Below are 25,162 nucleotides of genomic sequence, written 5' to 3' on the forward strand. Positions count from 1 at the left end.
TGCGTCAGTGCCCCGCTGCCCGGTCGAGGCGAAGCACCCCGATGATGATGATTGCGACAAGTGCGACGAGCAGAAAAACCCAGGTCGATGCGGCCGAGCCGACGCCGAGTTCCTGAAAGCTGATCAGCCTGTCGCGGGCGTAGATCGACACAGTCATGACATTCTCGTTGCTGGCGGCCATGACATAGGCAAGGTCGAACATTCTGAGCGCGTCCAGCACGCGGAATAGTACCGCCACGCCGATGGCCGGCCGCAGCATGGGCAGGGTGATCGACCAGAAGCGTTTCCAGGCGGGGATACCATCCACTTCCGCTGCCTCGAAGATCTCCGGCGAGATCAGCTGCAGGCCGGCGAGGATGAGCAGCACCATGAAGGGCGTGGTCATCCACACGTCGACGAAGATGACGGTGCCCATGATGAGCGAGCTGTTGGCCGTCCAGGCAATGCCATGGTCGACGAGGCCGAGTTCGATGAGGAGTTTGTTGATCACGCCGAACTGGTCGTTGAGCATCCATTCCCATATCTTGGTAGAAACAACGACGGGTATCGCCCAAGGAACGAGAATGGCCGCGCGAGCAAGCCCGCGGCCGGGGATCGCCTCATTGACGAGAAGTGCTATGGCGATCCCGAGAACTGTTTCGATGGCGACGGAGATCACGGTGAAGACGAGGGTATTCTTAACGGCGACCCACCAGTTATGATCCTGAATGACCTCGATGAAATTATCGAAGCCGATCATGGAATAGGCTGAGGGATTGTCGAGATAGGCGTCGGTGAAGGCGAAGAAGAAGGTGCGAGCTAACGGCCAAAGGGCGACGAGCAGCATCACCAAGATGATGGGAACGAGAAACAGCCATGCGGCCCGGTGATCCCGGCGGGCGAGTCGAGCGCTCATCGATCGGTTGCCTCCCCCGCGTCCTGGGTGGGGTCATCAAGTATCAGGCGCTTGCCGCCGGCATCGAAGACAAACATCGCCCCGTCGGCAAAATCCAACCCGACTGGCTTGCCGATGAGATGCTGTCCGGGCGCTGTCGCAAGGCGGATCACCCAGATGGTGTCATCTGCGATGCGGCAATAGCCGAAATGCTCGTGCCCCAGATCCTCGACGCGCTCCAGCGTACCGACGATGCGGCCCTCGAGCGCGTCGACGAGGCGCAGCGCCTCCGGCCTGATGCCGATTGCGGCGGCGGGTTCGGCTGATGCTTGCACCGCCGCGCCGATGGAAAGGCCACCAGCGCCTTCGATCCGGCTGGCGCCGGCCGCTTGTCGCATCGCAACGGGCAGGAAATTCATGCGCGGACTGCCGATAAAACCCGCCACGAAGCGATTGTCGGGCGCATGATAGAGCTCTTGCGGCGTTCCGATCTGCTCGATGCGGCCATGGTTGAGAACGACGATCCTGTCGGCGAGCGTCATGGCTTCCGATTGATCGTGCGTAACATAGATCATCGTCGTCTTGAGATCGTCATGAAGCTTGGCGATCTCCATGCGCATTTCCATCCGCAAGTCGGAATCGAGGTTGGAAAGCGGTTCGTCGAAAAGGAATATTTCTGGCTGGCGCACCAGTGCCCGGCCGATCGCCACGCGCTGGCGCTGCCCGCCGGACAATTCCCGCGGCCGGCGCTCGAGCAGATGATCGACCTTGAGCATGCGGGCAACCGAGGAGACCTTCTGCCGGACTGCCTCGCGACCCATGCCCAGCGTTTCCAGGGCAAACCCGATGTTGCGCGCGACGCTCATATGCGGATAGAGCGCGTAGGACTGAAAGACGAAGGCTACGCCGCGCTTGGATGCGGGCACGTCGCTGACATCGTCGCCCCCGATACTGACCACGCCTTTCGATGCGGAAATGAGCCCGGCGACGATGCGCAGAAGCGTTGACTTGCCGCAGCCAGAAGGGCCGACGAAGACGACGAACTCACCGTCGTTGATCTGGAGGTTGACGTCTTGAATGACGCTATGCGTACCAAAGTTCTTTGAAACGGATTCAAGCGAAACCGATGCCATTTTACACCCGGGCCTTGAGATCATGAAGGCTCGCCACCACTAGGCGGCGGCGAGACAGCGGCGCGTTTGGCGGGCGGGAAGACAGGTTCTCCCCGCCGATGCCCAAGTTGGCGTCAGCGGCTTTCCTTGAGTTTCTCAAGCCGGCCTGCAAGCGACGTCAGGCCCGATTTGACGTCGGTGCCCCCGGACAGCATGTCGTGGACCGTACGATAGAAGGCCTGCGACACCCGGTTGTAGCTGGTGCCGGTATAGCCGGATGGGCGAACGGCGCTGTCGGCAAAGGCCTGCTGGTTGTCCTTGAGGAAGGGGATCTTGGCCAGGATTTCGGGATCGCTATAGAGCGCCGGGATGGACGGATTGACCGCGTCCTTGAGCGCACGCACTTTCTGCATGTCAGGGCCGGTGATGAAGTTGACGAAGTCGGCTGCGATGTTCGGCTTGGCCGAGTATTTCGACACGCCGTAATACATCGGCCCAAGGCAACCGCTGGACTTTTGCCCCTCTTTACCGACCGGAAGCGGCATCACGCCGACCTTGTCGATGATGGAGCTTCCTGCCTGGTGCGACGTCCCCCAAACATAGGGCCAGTTGCGGTGGAAGACCGCGTTGCCGGATTCGAAGATTGCGCGCGATGCTTCCTCGTCATAGTTCAGCACGCCCTCGGGGCTGATCGAGCCGATCCAGCCTTTGGCCTTGCCGATTGCCTCTGCGGCTTGCGGGTTGTCGATCGTCACCTTGCCGTCGTCGGATATGATCGTGCCGCCGCCGTTCGACGCGATGAGTTCGATGGCATCGCAGGTCAGCCCTTCATAGCTCTTTGCCTGCCAGGCATATCCCCACATGTCGGGGTGGCCGGCGGCACGTTCCTTGTCCTGGATTTCCTTGGCGGTCGTCGCCAGTTCATCCCAGGTCTTGGGTGGTTGCTTGCCGTATTTCTCCAGAAGATCCTTGCGGTAGAACATCAGCCCGACATCCATGTAGGCGGGCATGGCGACAAGATTGCCACTCAGTTTTGCGGCATTGAGCGTCGAGGCAAAATGCTTGTCCTGATCGGCCTGCGGGATCAGCGTCTTCAGGTCGAGCAGGTTGCTCTTGAACATGCCGAGCCAGATGACGTCGAGAAACAGGACATCGACATCGGTTGATTTTGCCGCAAGCAGCTGCTGATAGAGCGGGATCGCATCATCCAGCAGCGCGGGCATCTTGTTGATCTTTGCCTCATTGCCTGTCTTCTCCTTCCAGGCATTGGCGACGGTCGTGCACAACTCAAATTCTGTCGGCGCGCAGAAGACGGAGATTGTTTCGGCATGGGCCGAGACCGTCCAGAGGCCAGCGCAGAGAGAGAGGGCAGCAAGGCTTTTCCTAAACATGAACTGTTCCCTTGATTGTGATAACGCTTTGGCATCGTGCGGAACTCTACGGCTCCTTGACGTTAATAGGACTGGTTATGACCAGTCATGTCAATATGGACTTTCAAGAGATTTGCGTCAAAGATGGCGAAGGCCTGAATGAGGTCGCGAGGGAAACGGCATTTGAATACGCGCCAGAACAAGGGAACGTTGATTGAAACACAAGACATGGTTGACCGAGGCGATCCACGCCCGCTGCACAAGCAAGTCTATGAAGCGTTGCTGGCGTCCATCCGCGACGGCAAGCTTCCCTTGCGTGGCAAGCTGCCGTCCGAGCGCGAACTCGTCGATCTCTACAATGTCAGCCGCATTACGGTCCGCCATGCTATCCGCGAGTTAACCCAGCAGGGCGTGGTCCAAAGCCAGCCCGGCAAGGGGCTCTACGTCACCGAGCATGGCGGCGGATTCGAGCTGCAGGTTTTGAAGAGTTTCACCAGCACTGCACTGGCCAACGGTCGCAATCCCGGCCATCGCCTGATCGAAGCCAGCATCGTCCGCGCGCCGCTCGACATAAGCCGACCGCTGTTCCTCGCGCCCGGCGCGGAGGTGGTCGTGCTGACCAGATTGCGTCTGATCGACAATATACCGGCGGTCATCCAGACCGACTGGATTCCCGCCGGCCGCGTCGCCGGCCTTCTGGATCTCGACTGGGGCGTTGCCAACCGTTCTCTCTATGCGGAATTGCGCGAACGCTACCGGATTTATCCGAAGCGTGGACAGACGACCTTGAGTGCGCGCATCGCCACCGATGAAGAAACGGCCATATTGGAGCTTACGCCGCCGGCTGCCGTTCTGACGGTCGACCAGATTGCCTTCGACGATCGCAACCGGCCGGTGAACATGACGGCGCTTGTGCATCATCCAGCCCGCTATCCGTTGACGCTGCTACAGTCGGAAACCGGTGATTTCACGCAATATTGAAGTGGTTGGCTCGACTGTAGTCCGTCGCTACCGGACGCTTTCCAGGCTCAGTTCGTCGCCACCCATTTGTGCCATTCGTCCTCGCTGCCATGGAAGGCATTGAGGTCGATCCGACCTTCGACGCCATGCGACAGACCGGAACCCGAATATTGCCAGAACAGCCACTTGCGGCCCGGATAGACTTTTGATGGATGCTCAGCCACCGCACGCAGCCAGAAGGGGTGTTCGAGGAACGCGCCCCTCAGATTATCGCGATAGAAATCCGGTGCGGTGTAGATGATCGGACGCTGGCCGTAATACCGCTCCAGCTTGTCCATGAAGGTCTGCATTTTTTCGAGGACCCGCTCGCGAGAGACGCGCTGCTTGCAGCTCGATTCGCCGTTCCACTCGACATCGATCACCGGCGGTAGGGCCCCTGCTTCCTTCGGAACGTTGCGAATGAACCAGTCGGCCTGTTCGGCGCCCGTCCGGCACCAGTAGAAGAAGTGATAGGCGCCGCGCTTCAGCCCGGCTTCCTTGGCCTTGCGCCAGTTCTGCTTGAACATCGGGTCGAGGTGATCGCCGCCATCGGTCGCTTTGATGTAGACGAAGTTTGCGCCGCCCTGCGTTTGCAGCGTCTGCCAGTCGATGTCGCCCTGCCAGCGCGAAACGTCGACACCGTGCACGGCAAGCTTTCTCGGCGAGGATAGGCCGAAATTGATCGGCTTGGCGTCGCGAAAACGGCGGGCGTAGATCGGTGAGCGCGACTGCGGCGCTATGCTGCTAATCCTGGGGTTGGCCGGCATCAGCATCGCAACGGGCCTTTCCGATGGAAGCGGCGTGCCCTCCGTCTTGGTGACCGACAGAAATGCCTGTGGGCGCGGGCCGGGCGCTGGCGAAGCGTATAGGCCCTGCTGCCGTTCCGACTGTGCAATCACCTCGCCGACACTGACCGAAGGGACAGGACCGCTTGTCTGAGTGATGGAATTTGTCGTTTCGGGCGATGGAAGCCCGGCCGCGAGGTCGCCCGCACCGGAACTGGTGGAGCAACCTGACAATACCAGGGAGGCAAGAAGGATTGCTGATATAGCCGTTAGACGCATAGGAGCCCGCACGCAAAACAAGGATCGACAGCACAATCGATGCCGTCGGGAGTTCACCAGCACGTATTGCTAACGGACAATTACCAAAAAAGACTGAATCCAATCTTTACAGGCTCACGGTAATCGCGAGCCGGGTCGGCATGACGGCCATTGAAGCGGCATGCCGACCCAGTGGGTCACTCAGGCGAAGGCATAGGAACCGTCGGGGCGTTTCGGAACGCGGCGCTGCCAATGGATGTAGCCTTCTTCGACCATCGCTTTTTCGTCCATCTCGACGCCCCAGCCGGGCCTGTCGGGCCTGAGCTCCAGATAACCATCCTTCGGCAGGTAGGGGTCGACGACATAACGTGTCTCGCCCTGCCGCTTTTCGATATCCTTGCCGCCATAAACATAGGCCTGGCCCTTGGGCAGCCGATATTCGAGGATGCGGAAGTTCTGGGTGGCGGCCGAGAAGTGAACGTTGACGGCGGTCGCCAGCGGACCCATCGGATTGTGAGGCGCCACGCCGACGAAATAGGCTTCGGCAAGCGTCGCGATGCGCCGCATTTCGCTGATGCCGCCGACGACGCAGATGTCGGGCTGGATCAGGTCGGCGCCCTTGACCTGAAGCAAGCGCAGGAATTCATTGCGATTGTAGAGCGACTCCCCGGTCGCCAGCACGCAATTCAGCCCCTGCTTGAGGTCGCCCCACATGTCGATGTTTTCCGGACGCAGCGGCTCCTCGTAAAATAGCGGATCGTAGGGTGCCAGCGCGTTGCCGAGCTGCCTTGCCGCGATCGGCTCGAAAATCTGCGCATGCGCATCGAAGGCGATCTCATAATCGTCGCGCACGGTTTCGCGCAATGAGCGGAAGTAATCCGCCGACGCCTTGACGACATTGCCCCAGCGATGGGCGTGGATGTCGACGCGCCAGGGGCTGAGCTTGAAGGCGGTGAAGCCCCATTCGGCGTTCAGGCGATCGAATTCGTCGCGGGCGGCGGGCGCATCCGGCGCGGTGTAAACGCCGGCATAGACCTTGACGCGATCGCGCACGGCACCACCGAGCAGCTTGTAGACCGGAACATTCGCGGCCTTGGCCGAGAGATCCCACAGGCAATGATCGAGCGCCGAGATGGCAGAAAGCCCGAGCGCACCCGGCGGAAAGCGGCTTTGCTGGATCAGCAGGTTCACCAGATAGTCGATGCGCGTCGGGTCCTGGCCGGACAGAAATCCGTAGAGATAATCGAGAATGGGTGGGAGCGCCTTGTCGGGACCGTGATTGTAGCATTCGCCCCAGCCCGTCAGGCCGTCATCCGTGTCGAGTGCGACGATAACGCGGGGGCGGTCCTTGTCCCGGGTCATGAAAACCCGCATGCGGTCGATCTTCATCTATCTGTCCTTCTATCGATTGCAATAGTCATGGTGCGGAAGGGAGCTCCGCACATGAGGGGGTATCGGCACGATCGTCATCACGCGGCGTTGCCGTTTTTCAGCGCATCCGGCTCGACGTAGCGGAAACGGCGCGAGTGGTCCCGATCACGCGGATCTGGGCGGGGAATGGCGGAGATGAGCGCTTGCGTATAGGCGTGCTCGGGTGTGTTGCAGACCTTGTCCGCATCGCCGACTTCGACAAGCCGGCCTTTGTACATCACGCCGACACGGTCGCACATGTAACGGATGACGCCGATATCGTGGCTGATGAAGATATAGGCGAGGCCGAGCTTGTCCTGCAGCCGCATCAACAGGTCGAGCACCTGAGAGCGGACGGATACGTCGAGCGCCGAGGTTGCCTCGTCGGCGACGATGATGCGCGGGTTGAGGGTGATGGCGCGGGCAATGCCGATGCGTTGGCGCTGGCCTCCGGAAAAAGCGTGCGGATATCGTTCGCGCGTCTTCGGGTCGAGGCCCACCTGTTCCATCAGGTCGCAAACGCGCTCGTCCAGCGCCCGGCCCCTGGCGATACCATTGACGAGCAGCGGCTCGCCGATGATCTGGGAGACAGTCATGCGGGGATTGAGGGAACCGAAAGGATCCTGGAAGACCATGCGCAATTCGCGCCGTGCGGCCGCGAGACTCTCTCCCTTCGCGGTCGCCAGATCGATGACGCCACCATCAGCGCGGCGATAGAGGATCTCGCCGGCGCTCGGATCGAGGAGACGCATGATCGAGCGGCCCATGGTGGTCTTGCCCGAGCCGCTTTCGCCAACGATGCCGAGCGTTTCACCCGGAAGCAGCGATATCGAGATGTCATCGAGCGCTCTCACTTCACCGAAGGTCATCGACACGTTGCGCAGTTCGAGAATGGGCGCCGCCGTCCTGTCGAGTGGCGGCCGTGCCAGCCTGATCTCGGCCTTCTCCTCAAGCTTCAGGACGGAGCCGATCAGCATCCGCGTATAGTCGTCCTTCGGTGCGTGAAAGATCTGTTCAACCGGCGCATATTCCTTGGCGACGCCATTGTGCATGACCAGCACATCATCGGCGATCTGCGCCACGACGCCCATGTCATGGGTGATGAACAGCACTGCCATGCCATAGGCTTTTTGCAGCCGGGCGATCAGGTCGAGGATTTCGGCCTGCGTGGTCACATCGAGCGCCGTGGTCGGCTCGTCGGCGATCAGAAGCTGCGGCTTGCAGGCGAGCGCCATGGCGATCATGGCGCGCTGGCGCATGCCGCCGGAATATTGAAATGTGTATCGGTCCACCGCTTTGTCCGGAGAAGGAATCTCCACTTGTTTGAGCAGTGATATGGCTTCAGTGCGGGCTTCCGCCTTGCTCATCCTGGTGTGAAGGCGCAGCGCCTCCATGATCTGGTCGCCGACCGTGTGCACCGGCGAGAGCGAGGCCATCGGCTCCTGGAAGATCATGGCGATGTCACGCCCGCGGATGGCGCGGATCTGGCGTCCGCGCGGATTGAGGTTGACGATGTCGATGGAGCTTCCGTCTGAACCGTTCAGGATGATGGAGCCGCTAGCGATGCGGCCGGGCGCATCGACGATCTGCAGGATCGAGCGTGCCGTCACCGACTTGCCGGATCCGCTCTCGCCGACGACGCAGAGCGTTTTTCCCGGCTCGATCGAAAAGGAGAGGTTGTCGACCGCGCGGAAATTGCCGGTACGCAATGGAAAGTCGACGCTCAGGTTCTTCACCTGCAGCAGCGGCCGCCCGCCCGTCATGGAAACGATATCGGTCATGCCGGCCTCATTTGTTATAGGGATCGGCCGCATCGCGCAGGCCGTCGCCGAGAAGATTGAGCGCCATGACGGCGATGACGACAGCAAGGCCCGGCATGAAGAGCCATGGCGCCGTGGCGATCGAGCGGATGTTCTGCGCCTCGCGCAGCAGCACGCCCCAGGAGATGGTGGGCGGTTGCAGGCCAAGCCCCAGGAAGGAGAGCGACGTCTCCGCAAGGATCATCGCCGGCACGGCAAGCGTGATCGAAGCGATGATATGGCTGGCGAAGCTTGGCAGCATGTGACGAAAGATGATCCGGCTCTCGCGGGCGCCGTCGAGCCTTGCGGCGGCCACGAATTCTTCCGTGCGCAGAGACAGGAAGCGGCCCCGGACGACACGGGCGAGCTGCGCCCAGCCGGTCAATGACAGGATGATGGTGATCATCATGTATTGCAGGGCGGCCGGCCAGCCCTGCGGCAGCGCCGCGGCCATGGCGAGCCAGATCGGGATCGTCGGCAGCGACAGCACGAAATCGATCAATCGCTGGATGAAGAAATCGAGACGGCCGCCGTAATAGCCGGAGATACCGCCGAGCACGATGCCGAGCAGCAGCGAGAAGAAGACGCCGACAAGACCGATCGATAGCGAAATCTGCGCGCCCTGCACCGTCCGGCTGAACACATCGCGACCAAGCCGGTCCGCTCCGAAGAGGAGGAGGGGAGTAGTCTTGTCGGAGGAGGCGAGCAGATGGATGTTGGAGTTGAAAAGACCCAGCACCGAATATTCGTAGCCACGGCCGAACAGGCTGATGTCGACCCGCTTCGTCCTGTCCTCCTTGAAGATGGCCGCCAGCGTTTCCGGGTCGCGGCTAAGCTTCAACGGATAATAGTGCAGGCCCAAGGAAAGACCGTTGTCGGTATCGATGAAATGCACGCTCTGCGGCGGATGAAACGTCGCCCGTGCATTCTGCAGGTAGGGGTCGTTGATGGCGAAGAAGCCCGGAACGATGGCGACGATATACATCGCCACGGTGACGAAGAGGGCCACCATGGCAAGCTTGTGCCGGCGGAAGGCCCACCAGATCAGCTGCCATTGCGAGGCGACGGCGGCACGATCCGGCTGAATGTTTGTGACGGCGATGTCGGCCATGGGCGGCTCCTATTCCAACCGAATGCGGGGATCGACCAGCGCGAGCAGGATGTCGCTGATCAACGAGCCGATCAGCGTCAGTGCGCAGATCAAAAGTACGAAGGCGCCGGCGAGATACATGTCCTGCGCCATCAGCGATTGCAGCAGGAGCGGTCCCGCCGTCGGCAGATTGAGGACGATCGCCACCACGACGGAACCGGAAATAAGGTTTGGCAGCAGCCAGGCGATCGTCGAGATGAAGGGATTGAGGGCGATCCGCAAAGGATATTTCACCAAGAGCCTGAATTCGGAGAGACCCTTAGCCCGCGCGGTCGTCACATAGGGCTTGGGCAGTTCATCGAGCATGTTGGCGCGCATCACGCGGATGAGGCTCGCGGTCGAAGATACGGCAAGGATGATGACCGGCAGCCATATATGCTTGAGAAGGTCGAGCATCTTGGCGATGCTCCAGTAGGCTGTCTCGTACTCGGACGAAAACAGGCCGCCGACATCCTGGCCGAACTCGACGGCCGCGACATACATCAGCACCAGCGCCAGCAGGAAGGATGGAATGGCAAGCCCCAGGAACGTGAAGGCGGTGAAGAGATAGTCGCCGATCGAGTATTTCTTGACGGCGGAGTAGACGCCGATCGGCAGTGCGATCGCCCAGGTGGCGATCAGTGTCGCCAGCGCAAGAACCAGCGTCAGCGCCATCCGTTCCCAGATGAGGCCGGAGACCGGCTGCTGCCATTCGAAGGAGATGCCGAAATCGCCGCGGGACAGAATGCCCCATATCCATTTGAGATATTGCACGATCATCGGCTGATCGAGGCCGAAGCGCTCGCGCAATTGCGCCGCCGTATTCTGATCGACGATTTCATTCGAGGAGGCGAGTGTGGCGATATAGGTCGTCACATAATCGCCCGGCGGCAACTGGATCAGCACGAAGGCGAGGAAGCTGATCGCAAAAAGCGAGGGGATCATCCATAAAAGGCGTTTGGTGATGAAGACCAGCATGAAGCGTCCCTAACCCTGCATTAAACGCCGCTCTTCGAAACTGGCAGGCCCAGGAAGGCCCATCATTCGCGTCGAGCGGCGCGCTTGAAAATAGCGCCGCCCGCCGGGGCGGCGCCGGGTCTGCAAAATCAGCTTGTGAACGTAAACTGCTGCGGCAGTGCCGGGCCTGGATTGGGCCAGGACCAGCTGTCGGGCTGCTTTTCCGGTACATTGCGCAGATTGTTGCGGATGATGCCGAAACCGCCGACGGCAAGGCAGAGACCGACGGTCTCGAATTCGTCGGCGGCGATATCGAAGATCTGCTTCATCGCCGCGCCGCGCTTGTCGAGATCGGCGGTCGAACGTGCTTCGTCGAAGAGTTTCATGCGCTTTTTCTGGCTCTCCGGCGGCTCCTCGCCCTTCTTGCCGTTCGAGGTGTACCAGACCGACCATGGAATGGCGTAACGCGAGCCTTGTGGGTGGAACGCAAAGAAATCGCGCGGGTCGAGCATGGGATCGAGGCCGCCAGGTCCCGGCCAGACCTGCGCATCATGGGCGTTGTCGTCGCCGCGCGTATAGTAGAGCGCCCGCTCGATCGTGTTGACCTTCATGTCGATGCCGATCTGCGCCCAGTGCGCCTTGACCAGTTCCAACGCATCGACGAGATCCGGATAGAGCGTCGGGATGACGTCGATGGCAAAGAAGACCTTCTCGCCGTCCGGCCTTAGACGGAAGCCGTTACCGTCCTTCTTGTCGTAGCCTGCCTTGTCCAGCATCGCGCCCGCCTTGTCGGCATCGTATTCGGTGAACTGGCGCGCGAGTTTTTCGTGATACCACGGATGCTCCGGGCGTGGTCCGGCCTGATAGCCTTCGCTCTGACCGAAATAGACGATGTCGATCACCTCCGGCCGGTTGATGCCAAGTGACAACGCCTGCCGGAACGACTTGTCCGCAAACATCTTGCGCATGGCCGGATCTTTGTGGGTGATGTTGAAGTAGATCTGGCATTGCTGTGAGGTGGAGGGCACGAGCGTCAGAAGGCGATAATCGCCCTTCTTCATGTTCTGCGAGAGCGTCGGCTTGTTGGCGAGCACGCTGATATGGCGCTCCTGGATGTCGATCTTTCCGGAGATGACGTTCAGCATCAGGGATTCGACGTCCTGCGAAATGCCGAAGTTGATTTCGTCGATATAGGGAAGCTGGTTACCCTCGGTGTCGACCTGCCAGAAATAGGGGTTGCGGGTCATGACGACGCGCGTGGCGCCACCGGTATAAGGCTCTTTCACGACCCAGGGATCGAGTGTCGGCTTGTCGACATTGCCCCAGCGCGATGGGATCTCGATATCGCCGCAGCGCGCCCGGAAAAGCTCGGGCCAACTGCTGACGCCCGCCTTCTTGGCGTCCTCGGCGACGTTCGCATTGTACTTCGGCAGGAACTGGCTGCAGTAATGTTTCGGAAACAGCGTCGGATGCTGGCCGAGCGGCGTTGCGAGATTTTCCAAATAGAGCGCATTCGGTGCCGCGAAGGTGAATTTCACCGTGAAGTCGTCGATCTTCTCGACATTGACCACCTTGCCCGCGACCGACAACTGCGCAGGTGCCGCGCTATAAAGGTCGGTATTCTTCACGCAGTCTTCGATCGCGAAGACGACGTCGTCGGCGGTAAAGGGATGGCCGTCCGACCAGCGCGCGCCTTCGATCAGATGGAATGTGAATTGCGACGCGTCGTCATTGACTTCCCAGCGCTCGGCAAGATTGGGCAGAACCTTGGTGAATTCCATGTTCCAGCGCACGAGACTCTGATTGCCCACCATGCGCAGGATGCCGTTATGGTCCGACGAGCCTCTCAGACCGCGACGAAGGGTTCCGCCATAGGTGCCGATCTTCTCGAAAGGCGGCACGACCATCGGCTTTTTCGGCAGCCGGTCGGCGAGTGGCGGCAGCTTTCCGCCCTTGACGAGTTCAGCCAATGCGGGGGCTTCGCCGCCCGCGGCAGCGGCACGACCGGCAAGGGACAAGGCCGCAACGCCCGCCATGCCCCCGAGAACGGCGCGACGAGTCACGCCGCGAGACTGTATTTTATCGCGCATCCATATCCCTCCCGTTTGACGCCGGCATGACTTTGTCTGAACCGGCGCGACAAGCTCCCAACTCGTCGCAAGGCGTCCTCTTGGCGCCGCGAGCAGACGATAGATACGTTCGCAAATAATTACAAGAGTTGACAGATATTAACAGATTTAGTAGCCCTGCCGCCCAGGAATAGGCTGAAACTCGTCGCTTGGCGGCAAAACAAAGGATGATGATGACATTGTCGACCGTCGTTCAATCGGACGGAGGCGCAACGCGCTTCGGCGACATCATCTACGAGAAGATCGTGGGCATGATCGCGGACGGAAACTTCCCGGTGAATGAAAGATTGCCGTCGGAGGAAAAGCTTGCCGTCATGTTCGGGGCATCGAGGCCGGTCATTCGCGAAGCGCTGGAGCACCTGAGAGGCGATGGCCTGATTGTCTCGCGCAAGGGGTCGGGCTCCTATGTGCGACAACGACCGGATTCGTCCGTGCTGAAGATGGTGCCGGTTGGCTCCCTTGCCGATGTGCAGCGTTTTTTCGAATTTCGCGCCGGCCTCGAGGCGGAAGCGGCCGAACTTGCCGCGCGCAACTGGCAGCAGGCGGACAAGGAGCGGATCACCGCCGCCCTTCTCAATATCGAGCAATGTCTAAGCGACGGCAAGCTCGGCGCCGAGGAGGATCAGGTGCTGCACGACGCGATCGCCATGGCAACCGGAAACCAGTTTCACATCACGATCCGTGAATGGTTCAGGCCGCATTTCGCCATCGGGCATTCCGTCACCCGAAGCCTGAGCCTCAAGCGGACGGCCGAGCAGATACGTAGCGTCCAGGACGAGCATGCGGTGATCGTAAAGGCGATCTTCGCGCGACAGGAGACCGAGGCACATGACGCGATGAAGCGGCACATACTGAACGCCCGCGCCCGCATGTTCCAGGGTGTCTGAGCGGCAATGGGTGGAAGGGACGATGCAACGACCGGCTTTGACTGGTGCTGCCACCCTTCCGTTTCGATCATCGGTGGAGAGTTAACGGGGGTAAGAAGATGAGCATCGCAACCATACGCCAGGCGCTGAAAGGCGTGTCAGGTGTTCCCGTGACGGCTTATGACGATAGGGGCGAGGTCGAGCCCCGGATCACGGCAAAGGTCTATCATCGGGTCGCCGCTGCCGGCATCCACAATATCGTCGCGGCTGGAAATACCGGTGAGTTCTATGCCCTGACGCCCGAGGAGATCCGCCATGTCCACGAGGCGGCGGTTGCGGGCGTCGACGGCAAGGCGCCGGTGACGGCGGCGATCGGCAGATCTTTGCGCGAGGCGATCCGCATGGCAAAAGATGCCGCTGCGATCGGCGCGTCTGCGGTCATGTCGCATCAACCCGTCGATCCCTTTGCTGCACCCGCAGCGCAGATCGACTATTTCTGCAATCTTGCTGAGGCGTCGCCTTTGCCACTGGTGGCTTATGTGCGCGCCGACGGCTTCAGCGTCGACGACATGGTTCGCCTTGCCGGCCACGCCAACATTGCCGGTATCAAGTTCGCGACGACGGATCTGATGCTGCTCTCCAGGGCCATCGCAGCCTCGGACCCGGCCGGTGCGCTCTTCGTCTGCGGTCTCGCCGAGAGCTGGGCGCCGACCTTCACCGCTGCCGGCGCGCGGGGTTTTACCTCCGGCCTGGTCAATGTCGCGCCGCAATTGTCGCTCGCCGTTCTCGACGCACTGGACAGGGGCGATTTCGCCGCGGCGCGCGCGATCGTCAACAAGCTCGAGCCGTTCGAACGCATGCGCACGAAGTTCCGAAACGGTGCCAACGTCACGGTGGTGAAGGAGGCGGTGACCTATTCCGGCCTCGATGTCGGTCCGGTGCGCGTGCCGGGATTGCCGCAGCTCGATCAGAAAGACCGGGAGGAATTGCATCGTCTGCTGAAGGACTGGGAGGGGTAGGCGCACTGAGCCTGTCCATTGCTGCAGACTGCAAAAGACGTTGGCACTGCCCGCGTGAAAAGATTGGGAGGTCTTGAAATGTTGAAGAACTTGCTGACATCCGTCGCAATCGCCGCTGCCTTGATTGCCGCACAGCCGTCTTGGGCGGCCTCGCCGCCGAACATGCTGGTGATCGGCACCAATCTGACCGGTATCCGCACACTCGACCCGGCGCAGAACAATGCGCGCACGGTGTCCGAGCTGATTTCCAACCTCTACGACAATCTGGTGCAGCTCTCTCCCGACGATCTCCAGACGCTGAAGCCGATGCTGGCGACAAAGTGGAGTGTTTCGCCCGATGGCAAGATTGTCACGCTCACCCTGCGCGACGATGCCGTCTTCCAGAGCGGCAATCCGGTCACGGCGGAAGACGCCGCATGGTCCATTCAGCGCGTCATCAAGATGGGGCAGGTCGGCTCGACCGATATCGCGCCCTGGGGCTTCACGGCCGAGAACGTCGACAAGCTGATCCGCGCCAAGGACGCCCACACGCTGGAGATCGAGCTGCCGCAGGTCGTCAATACCGATCTCGTGCTCTATTCCCTCGCCGGCTCGTCGATCGGTATCATCGACAAGAAGACGGCTCTGTCGCACGAGGCCAATGGCGACTTCGGCGGCACATGGCTTTCGGCCAATTCTGCCGGCAGCGGGCCGTTCGCGTTGGCGCAGTGGCGGCCGAACGATGTCGCGATCTTCAATGCGCGCAAGAATTATTGGGGTGGCGCGCCGGCCATGACGCGCGTTGTTGCCCGCCATATCCCGGAATCGGGCAATCTGCGACTGCAGCTGGAGGCCGGTGACGTCGATATCGGGCAATATGTTTCAAGCGGCGATCTCGATGCGCTGGCCACCAACAAGGCCATGGTGATCGACAATGTTCCGGGCCTCGGTTTCTACTATATCGCGCTCAACCAGAAGGATCCGGATCTCCAAAAGCCCAAGGTTCGCGAGGCGTTTCAGCATGCCTTCGACTGGAAGGCTATTTCCGGCAACATCATGCGCTACACCGGCTTTCCCTGGCAGTCGATGATCCCACGCGGGATGATCGGCGCGCCGGAGAACCCGACATCGCGCTATGATTACGATCCGGCCAAGGCCAAGCAATTGCTGGCCGAGGCAGGCTATCCGAATGGTCTGAAGAAGGTGCTCAATCCCTCGGGTGCGGCGGCCTTGCCCTTCACCGAGGCACTGCAGGCCAGCGCCCGTGTCGCCGGTATCGATCTCGATCTGGTGCCGGGCGAATTCATTCCCGCGTTTCGCGAGCGCAAATACCAGGTCCTGTTCGGCAATTCCGGTGCCCGGCTTCCGGATCCTTTCGCCGTTGCCACGCAATATGCCTACAATCCCGACAACAGCGATGAGGCGCGTCTCGGCAGCTACTATCTCTGGCGGGCCGGCATGAAGGTGGATGATCTCAACACGCTCGTCGATCAGTCGATGAAAGAACGCGACACGGCCAAGCGCACCGACATCTTCAAGAAGATGGACGGCATCTATAGCGGCATGGATTCCCCGTTGATCATCTTTTTCCAGCGCACTGATCCCTATGTCATGCGCGCCAATGTCAAGGGCTACCATGGGCATACGACCTGGTCGACGCGCTGGCACGACGTGACGAAGGAGTAATTGCCCGTGACGAGTGTCGAGCTGACATCGAAACGCGATTCCCGCGGCAGCATGGATCGGGATGCGTTCGCGGATACGCCGCCGCATCCGCTGATCGCCCTCCTGCGGCGATTGGCGGGCCGCGCCGTGGCGATCGTCACCACGCTGCTCGGCCTGCTGTTCCTTACCTTTTCGATGGGACGCTTGCTTCCCGCCGACCCGGTGCTTGCCATCACTGGCTCGGAGGTCAGCAAGGCGGTCTATGATCGCGTCTATAACGAGCTGGGGCTCGGCCAGCCGATCTGGATGCAATTTCTGTCCTATGTGGGGAAGATCGGGACCGGCGATCTCGGCACCTCGGCCACGACCGGCCAGCCCATCCTGACCGATCTCATGAGCATTTTCCCGGCGACCATCGAGCTTGCCATCATCGCGATGATCATCGGCATTGTTGTCGGCGTCCCGCTTGGCATTACCGCAGCCGTCAGGCGCGGCACGGTCATCGACCACATCGCGCGCATCGTCGCCCTTGCCGGCCATTCCATTCCGATCTTCTGGATGGGGCTGATGGCGCTGTTTATCTTCTACGCAAAGCTCCAGCTCGTTGGTGCGTCGGGCCGGGTCGACGTCCTGTATGAAGGGCTTGTGACGCCCGTCACCGGCTTTCTGCTGATCGATTCCGCCATGGAAGGCCAGTGGGACGTGTTTCAAAGCGCGCTCAATCACATCATCCTGCCGGGGACGATCCTCGGCTATTATTCCGTGGCCTCTATCTGCCGCATGTCGCGCAGCTTCATGCTGGAACAGCTCGGCCAGGAATATATCGTCACGGCAAGGGCAAAGGGGCTTGGACGGCGCAAGGTCGTCTGGCGCCATGCCTTCCGCAATATTCGGGTGCAATTGCTGACGATCATGGCGCTGACCTTCGGTGGCCTGCTGGAGGGCGCGGTGCTGATCGAGACGGTTTTCGGCTGGCCCGGCCTCGGCCAGTACCTCACCCGCGGGCTACAGATGAACGACATGAACGTCGTTATGGGCGCTGTGCTGACGATTGGCGCTGTCTTCCTGACCATCAACATCATTTCGGATGTGCTTTATCGCATTCTTGATCCAAGGACACGGTGACGCCGATGACGATCTCCGCCGAACACACAGATCGCGCCAGCGGCAACGGCTTTCGCAAATGGCTGCTCGCGCCCGAGCCCCAGGGCTGGTTCCAGTCGTCCGCGCAGCAATTCCATCAGGGCTGGTTGAAGTTCCGCCTGCATCCGCTCGGTCTTGTCGGGCTTGCCATCATCGTCCTACTGATTCTCGTCGCCATCGCTGCGCCCTTGCTGACGCGGTACGATCCGATCGTGCAGGACATGGCGGGACGGCTCGCGCCGCCATCGGTGGAGCATTGGCTCGGCACCGACAATTTCGGCCGCGATGTCTTTGCCCGCATTGTCTATGGCGGGCGCACGACGCTCTATATCATCATGCTCGTCTCGGTCATCGTAGCGCCCTTGGGTCTGCTGATCGGCACCTGTTCCGGCTATTTCGGCGGCATTGTCGATGAAGTCCTGATGCGGATCACCGACATCTTTCTGTCCTTTCCCGGGCTGGTGCTGGCGCTGGGGTTTGCGGCGGCGCTCGGCCCCGGCATCACCAATGCGATCATCGCGATTTCGCTGACGGCCTGGCCCCCGATTGCCCGGCTTGCGCGCGCCGAAACGCTCAGCCTGCGCAAGGCGGATTTCATTGCCGCCGTGCGTCTGCAGGGCGCGTCGTCGCTTGCGATCATCACCCGCCAAATCCTGCCGATGTGCATCCCCTCGGTCATCGTGCGCGTGACCCTCAACATGGCCGGTATCATCATCACCGCCGCCGGCCTTGGCTTTCTCGGCCTCGGCGCGCAGCCGCCCTGGCCGGAATGGGGGTCGATGGCAGCCACCGGTCGCGAATTCATGCTCGACAGTCCCTGGGTCATTGCCGCACCCGGCATCGCCATTGCGCTGGTGAGCCTTGCCTTCAACCTCGTCGGCGATGCGCTGCGAGATGTCCTTGATCCGAGAGGCGCGGAATGAGCTCTTCCCTCATCGACATCAACAATCTCGAAATTGCTTTTGGTGGCGGCTCCGTGCGGGCCGTGTGCGGCGTCAGTTTTTCGCTGGGGCAGGAAAAGCTCGGGATTGTCGGTGAATCCGGCTCCGGTAAATCGACGGTCGGTCGTGCCATCATGCGGCTGCTGCCGCCGACGGCAATGGTCAGTGCCGAGCGGATGAGTTTTCGGGACGTGGATCTGCTGAAAGTGGACGAGCGCAAGATGATGACGATCCGCGGGCGGCGGATCGGGCTCATCCTGCAGGACCCGAAGTATTCGCTCAATCCGGTCATGCGCGTTGGAGAGCAGATCGCCGAGACCTATCGCCTGCACTATCCCAAGGCGAGCGCGAAGCAGGCCTATCGACAAACGCTCGAGATGCTCGACGCGGTCAAAATCCGTGACGTTGAAAGCGTGGCCCGGCTCTATCCGCACGAGATATCGGGCGGCATGGGCCAGCGCGTGATGATCGCCATGATGCTGATTGCCGAGCCCGAGGTTCTGATCGCCGACGAGCCGACGTCCGCGCTCGATGTCACGGTGCGGCTGGAAATTCTTGCCTTGCTGGATGAGCTCGTCGCTCGTCGCAATCTCGGCCTGATCTTCATCAGCCACGACCTGAACCTCGTGCGCAACTTCTGCGACCGCGTGCTGATCATGTATGCCGGACGGGTCGTCGAGGTTCTTGAAGCGCGAGACCTCGACAAGGCGAGGCATCCCTATACGCAGGGCCTGCTTGCTTCGCTGCCGTCGATCGACGATCCGCCAGCCCGGCTGCCGATCTTGAAGCGCGATCCGTCCTGGCTCGATAGCAAAGTTTTGGAGACGTCGCGGTGATCGAAATCGACAATCTCACCATCCGCTTCGCCGCCGGCCAGAGGCCGGTCGTGAGGAATGTCAGCTTCGGTGTCGAGAAGGGCATGGCCTTCGGTCTGGTCGGTGAATCCGGTTGCGGAAAATCCACGGTGCTGCGCGCCATCTCCGGTCTCAATCCGAATTACCAAGGCAGCATCGAGCTGGACGGCGACATTCTGGACCGGCGGCGCGACCGGCCCTTCTTCCGCCGGGTGCAGATGGTGTTTCAGGACCCTTACGGGTCGCTCCATCCCCGCAAGACCATCCGCTCTCAGCTTAAAGAGCCGCTTCGCAACCAGGGGATCGCGACCGGTTCGTTGGACGTCGATGCCCTGCTGCGTTCCGTCGGGCTCGATCCAGCGCTCAGTTTCCGGTTCCCACATCAGCTTTCCGGCGGACAACGCCAGCGCGTCGCCATCGCCCGCGCCCTGGTTCTCAACCCGGCCGTCCTGCTGCTCGACGAGCCGACATCCGCGCTCGATGTCTCTGTCCAGGCCGAAATCCTCAACCTGTTGGACGACCTGCGCCGGGAACGCGGCCTGACCTATCTGCTCGTCAGCCACGACCTCGCCGTCGTCTCCCACATGTGCAGCCGCGTCGCCATCATGGAAGCGGGGGAGATCGTCGAACAGGTGGATATCGAAAGGCTGCGAAAGGGAGAGGTGGAGCACCCCTATTCGCAGCGCCTGCTGCGGGCGAGCAGGATGTATGGTAGGCAGCATGAGGTTATTGCTTAAGAGGCAAGACGTTGTTCTTGCCAATTTTTGCCAAGCTCGCTATTGTATTGATATGAGCACGATGAATATTTCCCTGCCAGAAAGCCTCAAGAGTTTCGTCGACGAACAGGTCTCGGGGCGCGGGTACGGCACGAGCAGTGAATATGTCCGGGAATTGATCCGCAAGGATCAAGATCGTCTAAGCCTACGCAAACTGCTGTTGGACGGAGCGTCATCTGCGGCGGCAGAACCGGTCGACGCGAATTATTTTGACAGCTTGCGTGATCGAGCGCGTGGCCTGCGAAGCAAGTGAGCAGCAAGGCAATTATCCCACGGGAATTGGCTCGCCGCGATGTTGAGGCAGCCGTAGACTATTATTCACGCGAAGCCGGAACAGAGGTCGCGCTGGGCTTCGTCGATGCTCTACAGGCGGTTTATGATCAAATCGCCGATCATGCCGGTTCCGGATCTCTACGATATGCTTATGAACTAGGGATAGCCGACCTCCGGAGCATTCCGCTGCAACGATATCCATACCTGGTTTTCTATCGCGACCAGTCAACGCATATCGACGTTTGGCGCGTGCTTCACGCCAAACGCGACATTCCACAATGGATGCAGGAACAGCACCATTCCTAGTCGTTCGGATAGTCCATCGTGATCTCCAGCCAGAGCGGCTCAGTCGCCGCCAGCAAGGCCGGTGTCCCGGCCGCGATCCAGGGTATGCGGCTTGCGGGGTCTTCACCGATCCGCACCTCAAGCCCGGCCTCGCGGGCAAGTACGGCGCCGCCGGCTATGTCCCACATCGTCGTCACCTTTTGCAGGTGTCCGTCGAAAATGCCGCGTGCGGCAAAAACGAGGGAGATGGATGTCGAATGGAAGGCTTCGACGACCCAGCCGGCGCGTCTTAGTCCGGTTTGAAACCTGGCGGCATCGTCCAGATCGTCGGCGGGGTTGTCGCCAAGCGACATGACGCGGACGTCCTCCAACGGGGTGGTGCGGGCAAGCGGCTTGCCGTTCATCAGCAGACCAGTGCCATCGGCGGCCGCATATATTTCACCCATAACCGGCATGGCAACAATGCCGAGTTCAGGGCGGCCACTACGCACGAAGCCGAGCGAAATTCCCCAAAGCGGCGAGCCCCGGAGAAAGTTCGATGTGCCGTCGATCGGGTCGATAATCCAATACGAGCCTTCGGATTGCCCGCCGAATTCCTCACCGACGATCGCTTCGCCGGGAAAGGTGGTAGCAAGCCGTTCGCGGATGAAGTTTTCGACGGTCGTGTCGGCTTCGGAGACGAAATCCTGCACACCCTTGGCATGGGTGGGGACAGACTGGTGCGCTGCAAAGAAATGCAGCGCCTTGTCAGCGGCTTCCTCGATGATCGCGCTCGCCTGCGACAGGCGCTGGTTGGCGATGGGCATCATGAATTCCTCTTCTCATGGCCGGCGAGCCATTGCTTGAATGGCGCAATCGTATCCGTCTGGACGGCGCCGGTGCCTACCTCGGCCAAGGTGCCCCAGACGCCCTGGGGGTCCACGAGCGCCCGGCTGTCGTTGAAATCGAGGTTATGGGAGACATCGAGCGTGTTGATCCACAGACGGATGTTCTGGCGTTCCAGTTCCGCGCGCCCGGCGGCGAGGTCGGCTATATCGGAAAACTTGACCTCCACCATCGGTGCGCGCAATGGCTCGATCAGCTTCAGGTCTTCCGCGAACTGTCCGGGCCTGACGCGAAACATCGGCATATGCGGGATGGAGCCGAACCAGTCGGCGTCGATCACCGGAAAATGGCCGGATGCCGGCTCGATATCGGTCTTGATGATGATCTGATCCTGCATCTCTAGGCGCTTGATCGTGGCGATCACCAGCGGCAAGTCACGCGGATATTTCGTGTCGATGTTCACGAAGATCCGTCCGCGGGCCTCTTCCAGCGCTTCTTCCAGCGTCGGAATACGCTCGTCGGTCACTGCCGCCGTCTGTCCGCCACCACCGGCGCGAAGGCGAGCGTTGCGGACCGTGGCGAGATCGCAGGCGCTGACGACGCCTGTGCCGGTCGATGTCCGGTCAAGCGTTGCGTCGTGAATGACGACAAGCTTTCCATCGGCCGTTGCCTGCGTGTCGATCTCGACGATTTCCACATTGAGCGCTGCCGCGTCGCGGATCGATGTCAGCGAGTTTTCCGGCGCTGCCGTCCACAGGCCGCGATGCGCGATAGTGAGAATATCCGGGTTGCTGCGTGACATGAGGGAGAAGACGTCAGCGAAACGTGCGGAGCGGGAGGCAGCAGTCTGGTCGGGCATGGGGAGAACTTTCGGGTGGTTGGGGTTTGGGAGGAGGATCAGATCTTGCCCATTCCGGCCGCCATCAGGTCGTCGCGCAGGATACGTCCGGCAAGAACGAAGATGATCAGGGCAGGAAGGAGCAGGATGAAGGCGATGATCGATGCCAATGGCAATTGCATCGAATAGGGGTCGAGGAACATGTAGAGCTTGATCGGCAATGTCTGAATGACAGGCGAGCCAACGATGAAGGACTTGTCGAACTCTTCGAAGCTGCCGATGAAGGAAAGCAGCCCGCCGGCGAGCAATCCGGGTACGGCGAGCGGCAGGATGACATGCGTCAGAACGCCGATACTTCCCGCGCCAAGCGACCGCGCGGCGTGAATGAGGTCGTCCGGAATGGTTTCGAGCGATGCGGTCATCAGCCGGATCATCAACGGCAGTGTGCCGACGATCTGGACGAGGATGACGCCGGCCATCGAATAGGAGAGACCAAGTAGCAGGAAGATCTGGCCGATGCCGACGGCAACGACGAGGCCGGGAATGATGATGGGTGCGAGGATGAAGATTTCCACGACGCGTTTCAGCCGGAACGGAAAGCGCGCCATGGCCCAGGCCGTCGGCAGGGCGATGATTGCGGTCGCCAGGGTCACGACGATGGCGATGACGAGGCTGTTCAGCGTGGCGCTCAACAGATTGGCATCGGCGAGAACATCCAGCCAGCGGCTGATCGTGTAGTTTTGCGGCACGATATGTGGCGGGGCCCAGCCGTCGGCGACACTCCAGAGGAACATCAGCGCCAACGGCAAGGCGATGACCAGCGCCAGCATGAGGTATAGCCCCGCCGAGACGATGATGCGATCGTCCTCGGTGAAGGTGCGGCGTCGGGGCAGGGCGGGGGAGGTATCGGCAAGCGTGCTCATCAGGTGTCTTTCTTCGCGGAGCCGAGGCCGATCCTGGCGGTCAGCGTGTAGTAGGCAATCAGCACGGCAATGGCGAAGAGGCTGAGAACCATCCCCATCGCATAGACCTGCGGAAACCTGCCCTGGCTGAATTCGGCGACCATCAGCACAGACAGCGGTCGTGCGACCGGCGGGCCGACGATGTCGGGAATGGCGTAGGAGCCCATCGAACCGATGAAGGTCAACAGGATCGCTGCGGTGATGCCCGGCATGGCGAGCGGCACCTCGACGAAGAGGAATGTGTTCAGCCGTGAGGCGCCGAGCGAGCGTGCCGCCAGGCGGATATCTTCCGGAACGGCGGCAAAGGCGCTGGTGATGATCAGCGTCATGAAGGGGATCTGTTTCCACACCGTCGAAAGGATGACGCCGACGCCCCAATCGTCACGCACGAGCTTCGGCAGGCCGAGACCCAAGGGCGCGAGCAGCCGGTCGAGAAAACCGCCGCGTTCGGCGACGATGATCACCATCAGTGCGACGATGATGCTGGGGACGGCCATCGGCAGCTTATAGAGCCCGTTGAACAGCTTACGTCCGAGGAAGCTCCGGCGAAGCAGCAGCGCCAGCGGAATAGAGGCCAGGAGCGAGACGACCACCGGGGCGACGCCGTAATAGATCGAAACCGACAGTCCGCGCAGCATCGATGGCCGGGTGAAGATGCGCGTATACCATTGCAGCGTGAAGGAGCCGTCATCAAGGTGAAAGCTGCCGATCAGCGCTGAGAGCAGCGGCCAGCCGAAGAAGAGGAGAAGGTAGCCGACACCGGGTGCCAGCAGCAGAAGAAGCCTTGCGCGGTCGCTACCGAGGACAGGGCGCATCAGGCAGCTCCCGCGAATTCCCGCTCGTCGAGCAGATGTGCAGCACCTTGGAAACCGATCGCGACATGGGTGCCGGGGGCGAGCAGTGCATCGCCACCCGCCTGGGCGACCTTGAGCGTCACGTCACCAACGGCGACCTTATAGAGAACATTGGCGCCCATGAAGGAGACCGAAGTGACGACGCCGGAACCGAGGTTGTTCGGCGAAACCGACATGGCTTCCGGGCGGACGGAAACGCGGGCAGGCCCGGTGGCAGTTGCGTCGAGCGCGATAGTCTCGCCCCAGGGCAGGCGTGCTCTGACGCCTTCGGCGGTAACGGACAAAAGGTTTGTCTGGCCGAGGAAGCTTGCGGTGAAGGCTTTTTTCGGAGCGCGGTAGAGTTGCTGTGGCGTGCCGGTCTCGACGACGCGGCCCGCATTCATGACGACGATGCGGTCGGACATCGCCATGGCTTCCGACTGGTCGTGTGTCACATAGATGCTGGTCGCGCCGATACGGCGATGCAGCTCGACGAGTTCGTGGCGCAGCGTATCGCGGAGTTTGGCGTCGAGATTGGAGAGCGGCTCGTCGAAGAGCAGTAGGGACGGCTGCATGACGATCGCACGGGCAAGCGCCACGCGCTGCTGCTGTCCGCCCGACAATTGCCGCGGCATGCGCTCGGTAAGGCCCGTCAGATTGCAGATGTCGATCGCGTGTTCGATACGCTGTGCCCGCTCAGGCTTGGCAACGCGTTTCATCCGCAGGCCGAAGGCAAGGTTCTTGCCGACCGACATATGCGGGAAGAGCGCATAGGACTGGAAGACCATCGCAATGTCGCGAGCCTCCGGAGGCAGGGCATCGATCCTTTGTCCGGCTAGATGGATTTCGCCGGCGCTTGGCCGGCTGATCCCCATCAGGATACGCAGAAGCGTGGACTTGCCGCAGCCGGATGGGCCGAGGATGGTGACGAACTCGCCGCGCTCGACATCGATCGACACGGGATGGAGCGCGCGGCTTGTGGCGTAGTCCTTGGTAATATCTCTGATTTCAAGCGCGGTCATCATGGCGTTCCGTCATTCTGGGAAGAGGGGTGGACCGGACGCCCCACGTCCGGTCCGGC

The 25,162-nt window shown here is 61.0% G+C and carries 24 protein-coding genes; 10 read left to right on the top strand and 14 right to left on the bottom strand.

Annotated elements, in window-relative coordinates; all coding sequences use genetic code 11:
• Positions 1-4 precede the first annotated feature (4 nt).
• The 3 genes from HB780_RS03940 to HB780_RS03950 form a co-directional block, all read right to left on the bottom strand.
• Complete coding sequence (locus tag HB780_RS03940) at positions 5-895, bottom strand: carbohydrate ABC transporter permease (RefSeq protein ID WP_183688759.1); 891 nt, start codon at positions 893-895, stop codon at positions 5-7.
• On the bottom strand, positions 892-2,007 hold the full coding sequence (locus HB780_RS03945; RefSeq protein ID WP_183688760.1) for an ABC transporter ATP-binding protein: 1,116 nt from the start codon (positions 2,005-2,007) through the stop codon (positions 892-894). The genes HB780_RS03940 and HB780_RS03945 overlap by 4 nt, the downstream gene beginning before the upstream one ends.
• Before the next feature lie 113 nt (positions 2,008-2,120).
• Positions 2,121-3,377: an ABC transporter substrate-binding protein gene (locus HB780_RS03950; protein WP_183688761.1), complete on the bottom strand. Its 1,257-nt coding sequence runs from the start codon at positions 3,375-3,377 to the stop codon at positions 2,121-2,123.
• Positions 3,378-3,584: 207 nt separating this feature from the next.
• Between HB780_RS03950 and HB780_RS03955 the strand changes: the two genes are divergently transcribed.
• On the top strand, positions 3,585-4,337 hold the full coding sequence (locus HB780_RS03955) for a GntR family transcriptional regulator (protein WP_183688762.1): 753 nt from the start codon (positions 3,585-3,587) through the stop codon (positions 4,335-4,337).
• A gap of 47 nt (positions 4,338-4,384) precedes the next feature.
• On the opposite strand, the gene HB780_RS03960 is transcribed toward HB780_RS03955, so the two are convergent.
• The 6 genes from HB780_RS03960 to HB780_RS03985 all read right to left on the bottom strand — a co-directional run bounded on the left by HB780_RS03960 (position 4,385) and on the right by HB780_RS03985 (position 12,783).
• On the bottom strand, positions 4,385-5,419 hold the full coding sequence (locus HB780_RS03960; RefSeq protein WP_183688763.1) for a glycoside hydrolase family 25 protein: 1,035 nt from the start codon (positions 5,417-5,419) through the stop codon (positions 4,385-4,387).
• A gap of 180 nt (positions 5,420-5,599) precedes the next feature.
• On the bottom strand, positions 5,600-6,787 hold the full coding sequence (locus tag HB780_RS03965; RefSeq protein ID WP_183688764.1) for a galactarate dehydratase: 1,188 nt from the start codon (positions 6,785-6,787) through the stop codon (positions 5,600-5,602).
• Positions 6,788-6,867: 80 nt separating this feature from the next.
• The gene (locus HB780_RS03970; protein WP_183688765.1) at positions 6,868-8,589 is read right to left on the bottom strand and encodes an ABC transporter ATP-binding protein; all 1,722 of its coding nucleotides are present in this window, start codon (positions 8,587-8,589) and stop codon (positions 6,868-6,870) included.
• Positions 8,590-8,596: 7 nt separating this feature from the next.
• Positions 8,597-9,718, bottom strand: coding sequence for an ABC transporter permease (locus HB780_RS03975; RefSeq protein WP_183688766.1), 1,122 nt, complete (start codon positions 9,716-9,718; stop codon positions 8,597-8,599).
• A gap of 9 nt (positions 9,719-9,727) precedes the next feature.
• Positions 9,728-10,714 (bottom strand): ABC transporter permease, encoded by a 987-nt coding sequence (locus HB780_RS03980; RefSeq protein WP_183688767.1) that lies wholly within the window; start codon positions 10,712-10,714, stop codon positions 9,728-9,730.
• Between the two features lie 128 nt (positions 10,715-10,842).
• On the bottom strand, positions 10,843-12,783 hold the full coding sequence (locus tag HB780_RS03985) for an ABC transporter substrate-binding protein (protein WP_183688768.1): 1,941 nt from the start codon (positions 12,781-12,783) through the stop codon (positions 10,843-10,845).
• 212 nt (positions 12,784-12,995) lie between these two features.
• Here HB780_RS03985 and HB780_RS03990 point away from each other — a divergent pair, with 212 nt between their 5' ends.
• The 9 genes from HB780_RS03990 to HB780_RS04030 all read left to right on the top strand — a co-directional run bounded on the left by HB780_RS03990 (position 12,996) and on the right by HB780_RS04030 (position 20,644).
• Positions 12,996-13,709: a FadR/GntR family transcriptional regulator gene (locus tag HB780_RS03990; RefSeq protein WP_183689598.1), complete on the top strand. Its 714-nt coding sequence runs from the start codon at positions 12,996-12,998 to the stop codon at positions 13,707-13,709.
• A 98-nt stretch (positions 13,710-13,807) separates the two neighbouring features.
• Complete coding sequence (locus tag HB780_RS03995; RefSeq protein ID WP_183688769.1) at positions 13,808-14,707, top strand: dihydrodipicolinate synthase family protein; 900 nt, start codon at positions 13,808-13,810, stop codon at positions 14,705-14,707.
• A 78-nt stretch (positions 14,708-14,785) separates the two neighbouring features.
• Positions 14,786-16,372 (top strand): ABC transporter substrate-binding protein, encoded by a 1,587-nt coding sequence (locus HB780_RS04000; protein ID WP_183688770.1) that lies wholly within the window; start codon positions 14,786-14,788, stop codon positions 16,370-16,372.
• Between the two features lie 51 nt (positions 16,373-16,423).
• Positions 16,424-17,476, top strand: a complete 1,053-nt coding sequence (locus HB780_RS04005; RefSeq protein WP_183689599.1) for an ABC transporter permease — start codon at positions 16,424-16,426, stop codon at positions 17,474-17,476.
• A gap of 5 nt (positions 17,477-17,481) precedes the next feature.
• Positions 17,482-18,417 carry an ABC transporter permease gene (locus HB780_RS04010; RefSeq protein WP_183688771.1) on the top strand — a complete coding sequence of 312 codons (936 nt, stop codon included), beginning with the start codon at positions 17,482-17,484 and terminating at the stop codon, positions 18,415-18,417.
• Positions 18,414-19,271, top strand: a complete 858-nt coding sequence (locus tag HB780_RS04015) for an ABC transporter ATP-binding protein (protein ID WP_183688772.1) — start codon at positions 18,414-18,416, stop codon at positions 19,269-19,271. Before HB780_RS04010 ends, HB780_RS04015 begins: the two co-directional genes overlap by 4 nt.
• Complete coding sequence (locus HB780_RS04020) at positions 19,268-20,026, top strand: ABC transporter ATP-binding protein (RefSeq protein WP_183688773.1); 759 nt, start codon at positions 19,268-19,270, stop codon at positions 20,024-20,026. Before HB780_RS04015 ends, HB780_RS04020 begins: the two co-directional genes overlap by 4 nt.
• Positions 20,027-20,078: 52 nt before the next feature.
• Positions 20,079-20,318 (top strand): type II toxin-antitoxin system ParD family antitoxin, encoded by a 240-nt coding sequence (locus HB780_RS04025; protein ID WP_183688774.1) that lies wholly within the window; start codon positions 20,079-20,081, stop codon positions 20,316-20,318.
• A complete protein-coding gene (locus tag HB780_RS04030) occupies positions 20,315-20,644 on the top strand; it encodes a type II toxin-antitoxin system RelE/ParE family toxin (RefSeq protein ID WP_183688775.1) in 330 nt (109 codons plus the stop codon). The genes HB780_RS04025 and HB780_RS04030 overlap by 4 nt, the downstream gene beginning before the upstream one ends.
• On the opposite strand, the gene HB780_RS04035 is transcribed toward HB780_RS04030, so the two are convergent.
• Genes HB780_RS04035 through HB780_RS04055 form a run of 5 tightly spaced genes read right to left on the bottom strand, consistent with a single transcriptional unit; the run spans position 20,641 to position 25,106 of the window.
• Positions 20,641-21,429, bottom strand: coding sequence for an inositol monophosphatase family protein (locus HB780_RS04035; protein WP_183689600.1), 789 nt, complete (start codon positions 21,427-21,429; stop codon positions 20,641-20,643). The genes HB780_RS04030 and HB780_RS04035 overlap by 4 nt on opposite strands.
• Positions 21,429-22,307 carry a glycerophosphodiester phosphodiesterase family protein gene (locus HB780_RS04040; RefSeq protein ID WP_183688776.1) on the bottom strand — a complete coding sequence of 293 codons (879 nt, stop codon included), beginning with the start codon at positions 22,305-22,307 and terminating at the stop codon, positions 21,429-21,431. Before HB780_RS04040 ends, HB780_RS04035 begins: the two co-directional genes overlap by 1 nt.
• A gap of 38 nt (positions 22,308-22,345) precedes the next feature.
• Positions 22,346-23,209 (bottom strand): ABC transporter permease, encoded by an 864-nt coding sequence (locus HB780_RS04045; protein WP_183688777.1) that lies wholly within the window; start codon positions 23,207-23,209, stop codon positions 22,346-22,348.
• Entirely contained in the window at positions 23,209-24,063 is an 855-nt protein-coding gene (locus tag HB780_RS04050; RefSeq protein WP_183688778.1) for an ABC transporter permease, read from the bottom strand. The genes HB780_RS04045 and HB780_RS04050 overlap by 1 nt, the downstream gene beginning before the upstream one ends.
• A complete protein-coding gene (locus HB780_RS04055; RefSeq protein WP_286202963.1) occupies positions 24,063-25,106 on the bottom strand; it encodes an ABC transporter ATP-binding protein in 1,044 nt (347 codons plus the stop codon). Before HB780_RS04055 ends, HB780_RS04050 begins: the two co-directional genes overlap by 1 nt.
• Positions 25,107-25,162: the final 56 nt, after the last annotated feature.

The organism is Rhizobium lusitanum, from assembly GCF_014189535.1.
In the GTDB taxonomy this organism is placed as follows: domain Bacteria; phylum Pseudomonadota; class Alphaproteobacteria; order Rhizobiales; family Rhizobiaceae; genus Rhizobium; species Rhizobium lusitanum_C.

What these genes read in the sequence shown, in the direction of transcription:
- HB780_RS03960 (WP_183688763.1), bottom strand. Translation starts at nt 5,419, where the DNA reads ATGCGTCTAACGGCTATATCAGCAATCCTTCTTGCCTCCCTGGTATTG.
- HB780_RS03980 (WP_183688767.1), bottom strand. Translation starts at nt 10,714, where the DNA reads ATGCTGGTCTTCATCACCAAACGCCTTTTATGGATGATCCCCTCGCTT.
- HB780_RS03945 (WP_183688760.1), bottom strand. Translation starts at nt 2,007, where the DNA reads ATGGCATCGGTTTCGCTTGAATCCGTTTCAAAGAACTTTGGTACGCAT.
- HB780_RS04025 (WP_183688774.1), top strand. Translation starts at nt 20,079, where the DNA reads ATGAGCACGATGAATATTTCCCTGCCAGAAAGCCTCAAGAGTTTCGTC.
- HB780_RS04015 (WP_183688772.1), top strand. Translation starts at nt 18,414, where the DNA reads ATGAGCTCTTCCCTCATCGACATCAACAATCTCGAAATTGCTTTTGGT.
- HB780_RS03950 (WP_183688761.1), bottom strand. Translation starts at nt 3,377, where the DNA reads ATGTTTAGGAAAAGCCTTGCTGCCCTCTCTCTCTGCGCTGGCCTCTGG.
- HB780_RS04005 (WP_183689599.1), top strand. Translation starts at nt 16,424, where the DNA reads ATGGATCGGGATGCGTTCGCGGATACGCCGCCGCATCCGCTGATCGCC.
- HB780_RS03955 (WP_183688762.1), top strand. Translation starts at nt 3,585, where the DNA reads ATGGTTGACCGAGGCGATCCACGCCCGCTGCACAAGCAAGTCTATGAA.
- HB780_RS04035 (WP_183689600.1), bottom strand. Translation starts at nt 21,429, where the DNA reads ATGCCCATCGCCAACCAGCGCCTGTCGCAGGCGAGCGCGATCATCGAG.
- HB780_RS03990 (WP_183689598.1), top strand. Translation starts at nt 12,996, where the DNA reads ATGACATTGTCGACCGTCGTTCAATCGGACGGAGGCGCAACGCGCTTC.
- HB780_RS04000 (WP_183688770.1), top strand. Translation starts at nt 14,786, where the DNA reads ATGTTGAAGAACTTGCTGACATCCGTCGCAATCGCCGCTGCCTTGATT.
- HB780_RS04010 (WP_183688771.1), top strand. Translation starts at nt 17,482, where the DNA reads ATGACGATCTCCGCCGAACACACAGATCGCGCCAGCGGCAACGGCTTT.
- HB780_RS03985 (WP_183688768.1), bottom strand. Translation starts at nt 12,783, where the DNA reads ATGCGCGATAAAATACAGTCTCGCGGCGTGACTCGTCGCGCCGTTCTC.
- HB780_RS03995 (WP_183688769.1), top strand. Translation starts at nt 13,808, where the DNA reads ATGAGCATCGCAACCATACGCCAGGCGCTGAAAGGCGTGTCAGGTGTT.
- HB780_RS04050 (WP_183688778.1), bottom strand. Translation starts at nt 24,063, where the DNA reads ATGCGCCCTGTCCTCGGTAGCGACCGCGCAAGGCTTCTTCTGCTGCTG.
- HB780_RS03940 (WP_183688759.1), bottom strand. Translation starts at nt 895, where the DNA reads ATGAGCGCTCGACTCGCCCGCCGGGATCACCGGGCCGCATGGCTGTTT.
- HB780_RS04055 (WP_286202963.1), bottom strand. Translation starts at nt 25,106, where the DNA reads ATGATGACCGCGCTTGAAATCAGAGATATTACCAAGGACTACGCCACA.
- HB780_RS04040 (WP_183688776.1), bottom strand. Translation starts at nt 22,307, where the DNA reads ATGCCCGACCAGACTGCTGCCTCCCGCTCCGCACGTTTCGCTGACGTC.
- HB780_RS03970 (WP_183688765.1), bottom strand. Translation starts at nt 8,589, where the DNA reads ATGACCGATATCGTTTCCATGACGGGCGGGCGGCCGCTGCTGCAGGTG.
- HB780_RS03975 (WP_183688766.1), bottom strand. Translation starts at nt 9,718, where the DNA reads ATGGCCGACATCGCCGTCACAAACATTCAGCCGGATCGTGCCGCCGTC.
- HB780_RS04045 (WP_183688777.1), bottom strand. Translation starts at nt 23,209, where the DNA reads ATGAGCACGCTTGCCGATACCTCCCCCGCCCTGCCCCGACGCCGCACC.
- HB780_RS03965 (WP_183688764.1), bottom strand. Translation starts at nt 6,787, where the DNA reads ATGAAGATCGACCGCATGCGGGTTTTCATGACCCGGGACAAGGACCGC.